This is a genomic window from Dyella sp. ASV21, from assembly GCF_016428975.1.
Lineage (GTDB): Bacteria > Pseudomonadota > Gammaproteobacteria > Xanthomonadales > Rhodanobacteraceae > Dyella.
This window is the reverse complement of record NZ_JAELTT010000047.1, coordinates 26,689-35,190: the sequence shown is the minus strand read 5'-3', so window position 1 is coordinate 35,190 and position 8,502 is coordinate 26,689. Positions and strand designations below refer to the sequence as shown.

Here is an 8,502-nt window from a genome sequence, read left to right as displayed (position 1 = left end):
GATTTCGATCAACGCTGGGGCTGGATCAAAAGCGGCGAAGGCGAACTGCCGCCGAACGTCCTATGGAGCAACTGCTTCACACCCGAAGCCTACGACAAACTCAAACGCCACCACGCCGCCCTCAGTTTCTGGGAAGACGCCCAGGCCGACGGGCTCACGCTGGACAAGACCCACTACCACTTCCATCCCGCAGTGTTCGTGGAGGTGTTTAGGAAGTGTGGGTGGTTGAGCGAGAGTGAGTTGACGCAGTTGTTGCCGATGAGTGCGATGCGGCCCAGCGGCCATGGATGGGTGTCGGAGCCGGTGACGCTTACAGACCGTCGAAAGAAGGTGATAAAGGAGAACCGCGTTGAGCTCAATAACGCCTTGCGCAAGTTCGGCATTTCTTCCACACCCCTGCGGATGGCAGCGTTCTTCGGCAACGCGACCCAAGAAACGCAATGGTTCGATAAGCTTTACGAAGGAAATACCACCGCGTGGTATCAGCCGTGGGATGGGCGCGGATTGCTGCAATTGACCTTGCCCGACAACTACATCAAGTACTGGCGTTTTCGTGGGCGCACCATCAGCCAGGCACTCAAGACCGCGCTCAATGCCGCTGCGGTCAAAGCACGAAGCGAGCGCAAGAGCGATGCGTTGCAGGATGCCAGACATCCGGAGCTGACGGCGGAGATCATTCAGTGGCGCGGCCAAGTTTCCGATGGACAGTACGATCCAACTCAAAGTGCCGGTGCCTACTGGGCCTGGACCGGTGCCGCGAGGTTTGCCGATGAATCGCCGGTGATGCAGCGCGAAATCCAAATCGTCAGTAACGTGGTGCACGTCTACTACCGCTGCGAATCCTTCGGGCAAGTGGCGGCAACCGTGAATTTCGGTAGCCCTCAAAAGGACACGCGCAACATCGCCAAGGTCAACGGCATCGTGGCGCGCTACCAGGCATACGCCAATGCCCTGGTGGTGCTGATGGATGACACCGTGATCTTCCCCTATACGGAAGGGTTCACGGCCACTGTCCCTGAGGGTTTTGAACGGAGAAAGCCGTGATGAATAGACGTACCCTGATAGCCACCGTGCTGGTCTGTGTTTCGACCATCGCCTGCAGCAAGCAGCCCGATGCACCGCAGGTAGTGGTGAGAGATGTGGCTTTTGATAAGTGCCATTTCACAATGCGTGACACCTACAACGGCCGCCTCAGCGCGGCTACCGATGGAGGGGCGCCACGAATTGCAAACTATCACGGGACCATCAACCCCAAAGCGCACCATCCGTTTGATACGTGGATTCAATTCAGTTGCGAGCATTCGGCGACGGCGAAGACGTACCTGGAAAGCGCCAGCATTAAGTTGACCCCTCGCGGATGGGTCTTGGATACGTCCAAGGAGGACCCTGCCTTCCCGAGTCCCCGAACAACGTTCTACGCACTACACGGAAGCGGTTGGGAAGGCGCCGGAACAACGCAGGACGATACGGATGGCGACGAGACTAGGCGTACGCGCGCCTTCAATTTCTGCATTCCGCATGAGCAGCTCGCACTTTGCGGTTCGATCCAGAACGTGGCTTACCTGATGTGGCCCAAGGAAACAACGCTTCCGCAGGTCATCAAGTTGCTAGAGAGCATCGAGTTCATTGACACGCCCGTACCCGCTAGCTCATCGAGCAGCCCGTGAATCCAGATCGTCAGTATTGCCCGAGGGATATGAGCGGAGGAAATCGTGATGAGTGATAAAACGATATGGGCGGCTCTCTTGTATTGCTTGTCAATGACTGCCTGCGCTAAACAGCAAGACGTCATTCATGCCATTGATATCGAATACTCGTTTGACGCCTGCCATTTTCGATTGAAAGACCCTTATCACGGGAGAACCACAGGCCCCAATGGAGCCGCGTACTTTGCCAACATCAGCCCCAAAGCTGAGCATCGTTATGAGACATGGATTCAGTTCAGTTGCCAGAATCCGGCGACCGCGAAAACGTACTCCGATCGCGCCGGTATGCAAATGACACCCAAAGGCTGGACCATCGATCCATCACCAGACAATCTCGGCATCAAAGAACAACACACAACGTTCTACCCTTTGCACGGCCAAGGATGGGAGGGTGGCGGCGTCACCCAGGACGACATCAATGGGGACGAAGACAGGCGTTCGCGGTCTTTTAATTTCTGCATTCCCCACGGACAGCTCGCACTGTGCGGCTCGGTACAAACCGTGACCTATCTCAAATGGCCCAAGGAAACGACGCTTCCGCAGGTCATCAAGTTGCTAGAGAGCATCGAGTTCATCGACACGCCCACACCCGCTAGCTCATCGAGCAGTCCGTGAATCCAGATCGTCAGTAACGCGGTGCTCGTCTACTGACGCTGCGAATCCTTCGGGCAAGTGGCGGCAACCGTGAATTTCGGTAGCCCTCAAAAGGACGCGCGCAACATCGCCAAGGTCAACGGCATCGTGGCTCTATACCGGTCATATGCGAACGCCCTCGAACAACCCGGCCTGGGCCGGGCTGTCGTGGTCATCAATCGCCGCGCCGGATATGCGCGCCCGGGGCTTCGGCCCCGGGGCGTTTTACTTCATGTCCTGCGATTTGGCTTGCTGCGCCAGATGCGCCGGCGCGAGGTCATCGCTGGACCAACCGCCGCCCAACGCGCGCACCAGGCCCACGCTGGCGCGCAGCTGGCTGGTCTGCAGGCCGAGCAAGGTGAGGTGGGCATCGAGCGACGCCACCTGCGCCGTCACCACGTCGAGGTAGCTGTTGGCGCCCTGCTTGTAGAGCGCCATCGACAATTTGAGCGTGCGGTCGGCCGCCGTGGTCGCATCCTGCTGGTCCACCAGGGCGCTGCCGAAGTTCTTCAACTGCGACTGGTTGTCTTCCACCTGCTGGAAGGCGGTGAGCACGGTGCCGCGATAGTGCGCGCTGGCCTCGTCGAACGCGGCATGCGCGGCGGCGACTTCAGCACGGCGGCGACCGCCATCGAACACATTCATCAATAGACTCGGCCCCAATGCCCATACCTGGCTGGGCGCCGTGAGCAGGTTGCCCCACGCGCCGCTGGAAAAGCCGCTGCCCGCGCTCAAGTTGAGCGACGGAAAGAAAGCCGAGCGCGCCACGCCGATCTGCGCATTGGCCTCCGCCGTGCGCCGCTCGGCGGCGGCGATATCCGGGCGACGTTGCAGCAACGTGGAGGGCAAGCCCACCGGAATCACCGGCAAGTTCGGCAGATCCGTCTTGGGATCGAGCGCGAAGCTCGACGCCGGCTGCCCCACCAGCACCGCAATGGCATGCTGCAACACATCGCGCTGCGCCTTGGTCTGCGAGAGCTGCGAGCGCGTGGAGGAGAGCTGCGTCTGTGCGCGATCCACATCCAGGCCGGATACCGCGCCACCTGCTTGCAGCGTCTTGGTGAGCTGCAACGCGCGCTCATAAGCGTCCACGCTCTTTTGCAGCAGATCGATCTGGCGATCCAGGCCCAGCAGCACGAGATAGCTGTCAGCCAGCGAGGCTTCCAGGCTTAAGCGCACCGAGGCCAGATCCGCCGCCGACGCCTGCATGGAAGCGCGCCCTGCTGCCACGTTGTCGTGTACGCGGCCCCACAGGTCCACTTCATACGAGGCCTGCCCCGTCAGCGAGTACTGGTTGTAGTACTCCGGCGAGGTCGCGCCATGCAACGGCGCATTCAAGGATTGGCGATTGCGCTGCGCGCCCGCGCCCAGGGAGACCTGCGGAAAGAGATCGGCGCGCACCTGGGCGAGGAAGTCGCGCGATTGCTCATAGCTTGCGAGCGCTGCGGCCAGATCGGCGTTATGCGCGAGCAATTGCTGCTCCAGATCGTCCAGCCGCGTATCGCCATAGAGTTTCCACCAGCCTTCGCGCGGCAGTTGATCCGCCGGTGCGGCCGAGGTCCACGGGCCGGCGTTCTGGTAGCTGGCATCCACCGGCGCTTGCGGCGGTTTGTATGCGGGGGCCATCGAGCAGGCGCCGAGCGCCAGCGTCGAGCCGATCAGCAATGCGAGCGTCTTAGACTTTCTCATGGGGCTTCGCCGCCGGCTGCGGGTTCTTGGCGATGCGCACCTGATCGCCACTGGCCAGACCATCGGGCGGATTGACGATCACCCGATCGCTGCTGCTCAGACCCGAGCCCAATTCGATGGTTTTGCCGTAATCGCGACGGATCGTGACGGTCTTGAACTGCACATGGTCGTCGCTATCGAGCGTGGCCACATGCAACCCCTTGTCGTCGAAGATCAGCGCTTCGGCCGGTACGCGCACGCCTTGCGTATCGGCGACCAGGTTGAAGCTCACGCTGGCGTAGCTGCTCGGCAGCAGGCGCCCATCGGGATTATCCACCACCAGCTGCACCAGGGTGGTGCCAGAGGTTGGCGTGATCGAGCGCGCATCCGCCTCAACCTTGGCGGTGAAGGTTTTGCCCGGGTATTCGGGCACGGTCAGCGTGGCTTGGTCACCGCGATGGATGCCCGGTGCATAGACCTGCGGCACACGCACATATACGCGCAGCTTGCTGGTGTCCGCCACGGTGAACATGGGCGTGCCGCTGCTGTCCGCCGTCACCAAAGCACCCACATCGGTGTTGCGTGCGGTGAGGCGCCCATCGAACGGCGCCACGATACGAGCGTACGACTTGAGTGCCTTCAGGCGATCGAGATTGGCCTGCGCCGCGGTGACCTGTGCCTGTTTGGCGGCAAGATCACCGTTGTACTGATCCACCGATTGCTGCGATACCGAATCCGGATCCGTCGCGTGCAGCACCTGCCAGCGCTTGGCGGTGGTGGCCGCAAGCGAGGCGTTGGCGCGGGCAGTGGCGACATCCGCCTGGGCCTGCAGCAGCTGCTGGTCGAGGTCCGGCGTATCGATGACGGCAAGCAGGTCGCCCGCCTTCACCGGCGCACCGATGTCCTTGTTCCAGGATTTCAGATAACCGCTGGTGCGTGCATAGATGGGTGCATTGGTGAACGCATCCATCTGTGCCGGCAACTCCAGCGGCGCCTTGCCGTCGATGGCGTCGGGGTGCGACACCACGACGGAAGGAATGGCCTGCTCGTCGGTCCACTGTCGCAGGTTGCGCGCATGGGAGATGCGCACACCCACGCCAATCACCACGATGGAGCCGAACAGGACCGCACCGATCAGGGCGGCCAGACGCAGGCGACGCGGCGACAGCGAAGTCTCCGGAAGCGGGGTGAGATGCTCAGACATGGACAGGCTCTCCGGCAGTGACGGCCGAATCAGACGCGCGGCCACGCCGCGCATGCACGATGGAAAAGACGACAGGAACAAAGATCAACGTGGCGGTGGTGGCGAACAGCAGGCCGCCGATCACCGCGCGGCCCAGCGGCGCATTCTGCTCACCGCCATCGCCCAGGCCCAGCGCCATCGGCACCATGCCGATGATCATGGCGAGCGCGGTCATCAACACCGGACGGAAGCGCACAAAGCCCGCTTCGCGCGCGGCCAGCGTGGCATCGCCGTGCACATCCAGGCGTTCGCGACAGAAGCTCACCACCAGCACCGAGTTGGCGGTTGCCACGCCCATGCACATGATGGCGCCCGTCAGCGCGGGCACCGACAAGGTGGTACCGGTGACGAACAGCATCCACACAATGCCGGCCAAGGCCGCGGGCAGCGCGGTGACGATGACGAACGGATCGGACCACGACTGGAAGTTCACCACGATCAGCAGATACACCAGTACACCCGAACCGAGCAGCCCCAGAAGCAAACCGGAGTAGGCATCGTTCATGGTCTGAACCTGGCCCAGCAAGGCCACGTTGGCGCCCTTGGGCTTGGCCGAAGCGGTGTCCTTGAGCAGCTTCTGGATATCCGCCGATACCGCGCCGAGGTCGCGCCCCTGCGTGGTGGCGAAAATCTCTACCATCGACTGGATGTTGTACTGGCTGACCACGATGTTGCTATGCGAGCGCGTGATGTCCGCCAGTGCGCCCAACACCTGCGGACTACCGCCGCTCTTGGCGGTGATGGGCAAATTGCTCAGCGACGCCAGCGAGTCGAGACGGTACTGCGGCACCTGCGCCGAGATGGGATAGGTCACGCCGTTATCCGGATTCAGCCAGTACGTGGGCGACACCTGCGCCGTACCGGAGAGATCGGCTACCAGGCTGCTGGTGACGTCCGCTTCGGTCAGCCCCAGCAATTGCGCACGTGTGCGATCCACGTTGATATGAAACGCCGGCTCGGCCTGCGATTGCTGGATGCGCGCATCCGCCACGCCCGGGATCTTGCGGATCTTGTTGAGCAACAGGTTGGCGTAGTCGAAGTTCTGGCTCAGGTGGAAACCGCGTATCTGCAAATCGATCGGCGCGGGCGAGCCGAAGTTCAGGATCTGGCTGACGATGTCCGCCGGCGGGAACGAGAATGTGGTGCCCGGGAACAGGCGGGGCAGCTTCTCGCGCAGGATGCGTACGTACTCGGCGCTGGGGCGGTGGCCTTCCTTCAGCGAGATCTGGATATCTCCATCCTGTTCGCCGACTTCGCCGGTGTTGTTGTAGATGGTGTTGATCGAGCTGCTGTACAGGCCGATGTTATCGACCATCGCCTCGAGCTCGTTCGGCGGAATCACCTGACGAACGGCTTTTTCGATATCGGCGAACTCGGCCGCGGTCACTTCCACGCGCGTACCCACCGGGGCGCGGGCGTGCACCAGGATCTGGCCGCCATCGACATCAGGGAAGAAATTGCTGCCCAGGCCCGGCAACAAGGCAAACGAGAGCAGCACAAAACCCAGGAAGCCAATCACGAACACTTTGCGATGCTGCAGGGCCAGGTCCAGCAGGCCGCTATAGCCGGCACGAATGCGCTCGAAGCGATCGACGAAACCGCGCTGGAAGCGGCCCAGCGCCGTCTTCGGCGGCGGCAGCGGCAGATGCTGGCCATGCTCGTCGGTGGTCTTCGGATAGGCATGCAGCAGGTACTTGGCCATCGTCAGCACCAGCGTTCGCGACAGGATGAACGAGAAGATCATCGCAAAGATCACCGCCTCGGCCATCGGCACGAACAGGAAGCGTGCCACGCCCGGCAGGAAGAACATCGGCACGAACACGATACAGATGCACAGCAGCGAGACGAAGGCCGGCACCACGATCTGCGCCGAGCCGTCGACGATGGCGGTCACCACGTCCTTGCCCTGCTCCAGATGCCAGTTGATGTTCTCGATGGTCACGGTGGCTTCGTCCACCAGGATGCCCACCGCCAGCGCCAGACCACCCAGCGTCATGATGTTGAGCGTCTGGCCGATGGCCGACAGCGTGAACACCGAGCCCAGCACCGCCAGCGGGATCGATGTGGTGATGATCAGCGTGGAACGCCAGCTACCGAGGAACAGCAGAATCATCAAGCTGGTCAGCGCCGCCGCGATGATGCCCTCGCGCACCACGCCATCGATGGAGGCGCGCACGAACACCGATTGGTCACCAATCGGCGACACGGTGAGTTCATCCGGCAAAGCCTCCTTCATGCCGGCGAGCTTCTCGCGCACGCCGGCCACGATGGCAAGCGTGGACGTGGAGCCATTCTTCAGCACCGAGAGCAACGTGGAACGCACGCCGTCCACATGCACCACGTTGGTCTGCGGCGGGCTGCCGTCGCGCACATGCGCCACGTCGCGGATATAGATAGTGGTGCCGTTGACGCTCTTGATCGGCAGGTCTTCCAGTTCCTGCACATGGACGGCCGCGTTGTTCAGCTCCATCACGTATTCGTACTTGCCGATCTTCTGCGTGCCGATCGGGCTTATCTGCTGCTGCGCGGCCAGCGCATTGGCCACATCCTGCGCAGACAACCCGCGCGCCTGCAGCGCTGCCGGGTCCACGTCGAACTGGATCTGGCGCGTCTTGCCGCCAAACGGATACGGAATAGCCGCCCCTGGCACCGTCACCAATTGCGGGCGCAACAGGTTCAGACCCAGATCGCTCAGCTGCTGCTCGGACAGCCCCTTCCCCGACAGCGCCAGCTGCAGGATCGGCACCGTCGAGGCGTTGTAGTTGACGATCAGCGGCGGCGTCGCGCCGGCCGGCATCTGCTTGAGCAGGGTCTGCGCAATGGCCGTTACCTGGGCATTGGCGACGGCAATGTTCACGCCCGGCTGAAAGAAGATCTTGGTGATGCCCATACCATTGATCGATTCCGACTCGATGTGCTCGATGTCGTTGACCGTGGTAGTGAGCGTGCGCTCGAACGGCGTGTTCATGCGTCCGGCCATCTGGTCGGGCGTCATGCCGGTGAACTGCCAGGACACCGCAATCACCGGGATGTTGATCTCCGGGAAGATGTCCGTGGGCGTGCGTACCGCCGACATGACACCGGCGATAAGGATCAACAGCGCGAAAACAACAAAGGTATAGGGCCGCGTAAGCGCGATCCGGACGATGCCAAGCATGCGGGGGATTTCCGTGCGCGAAATGATGCGTCGCGGCAAATTTTCGCACGGGCTTGATGCGCGCAGATCATCCGTGCGCATGAAGATATTTTCAT

General features: G+C 61.9%; 6 protein-coding genes. 3 read left to right on the top strand and 3 right to left on the bottom strand.

Annotation, left to right across the window (positions count from 1 at the left end; genetic code table 11):
- The 3 genes from JHD67_RS15035 to JHD67_RS15025 form a co-directional block, all read left to right on the top strand.
- On the top strand, positions 1–1,044 hold a 1,044-nt coding region (locus JHD67_RS15035), incomplete at its 5' end, for a hypothetical protein (RefSeq protein ID WP_199100037.1).
- Entirely contained in the window at positions 1,044–1,667 is a 624-nt protein-coding gene (locus JHD67_RS15030; protein WP_199100036.1) for a hypothetical protein, read from the top strand. The genes JHD67_RS15035 and JHD67_RS15030, both read left to right, overlap by 1 nt.
- A gap of 48 nt (positions 1,668–1,715) precedes the next feature.
- Positions 1,716–2,321: a hypothetical protein gene (locus JHD67_RS15025; protein ID WP_199100035.1), complete on the top strand. Its 606-nt coding sequence runs from the start codon at positions 1,716–1,718 to the stop codon at positions 2,319–2,321.
- A gap of 243 nt (positions 2,322–2,564) precedes the next feature.
- Here JHD67_RS15025 and JHD67_RS15020 read toward each other — a convergent pair whose 3' ends face one another.
- From JHD67_RS15020 to JHD67_RS15010, 3 genes are read right to left on the bottom strand one after another with little or no spacing between them, the layout of a single operon-like run.
- Positions 2,565–4,028 carry an efflux transporter outer membrane subunit gene (locus JHD67_RS15020; RefSeq protein WP_199100034.1) on the bottom strand — a complete coding sequence of 488 codons (1,464 nt, stop codon included), beginning with the start codon at positions 4,026–4,028 and terminating at the stop codon, positions 2,565–2,567.
- On the bottom strand, positions 4,015–5,211 hold the full coding sequence (locus tag JHD67_RS15015; RefSeq protein ID WP_233171923.1) for an efflux RND transporter periplasmic adaptor subunit: 1,197 nt from the start codon (positions 5,209–5,211) through the stop codon (positions 4,015–4,017). The genes JHD67_RS15020 and JHD67_RS15015 overlap by 14 nt, the downstream gene beginning before the upstream one ends.
- Complete coding sequence (locus JHD67_RS15010; RefSeq protein ID WP_199100033.1) at positions 5,204–8,407, bottom strand: efflux RND transporter permease subunit; 3,204 nt, start codon at positions 8,405–8,407, stop codon at positions 5,204–5,206. Before JHD67_RS15010 ends, JHD67_RS15015 begins: the two co-directional genes overlap by 8 nt.
- Positions 8,408–8,502 lie beyond the last annotated feature (95 nt).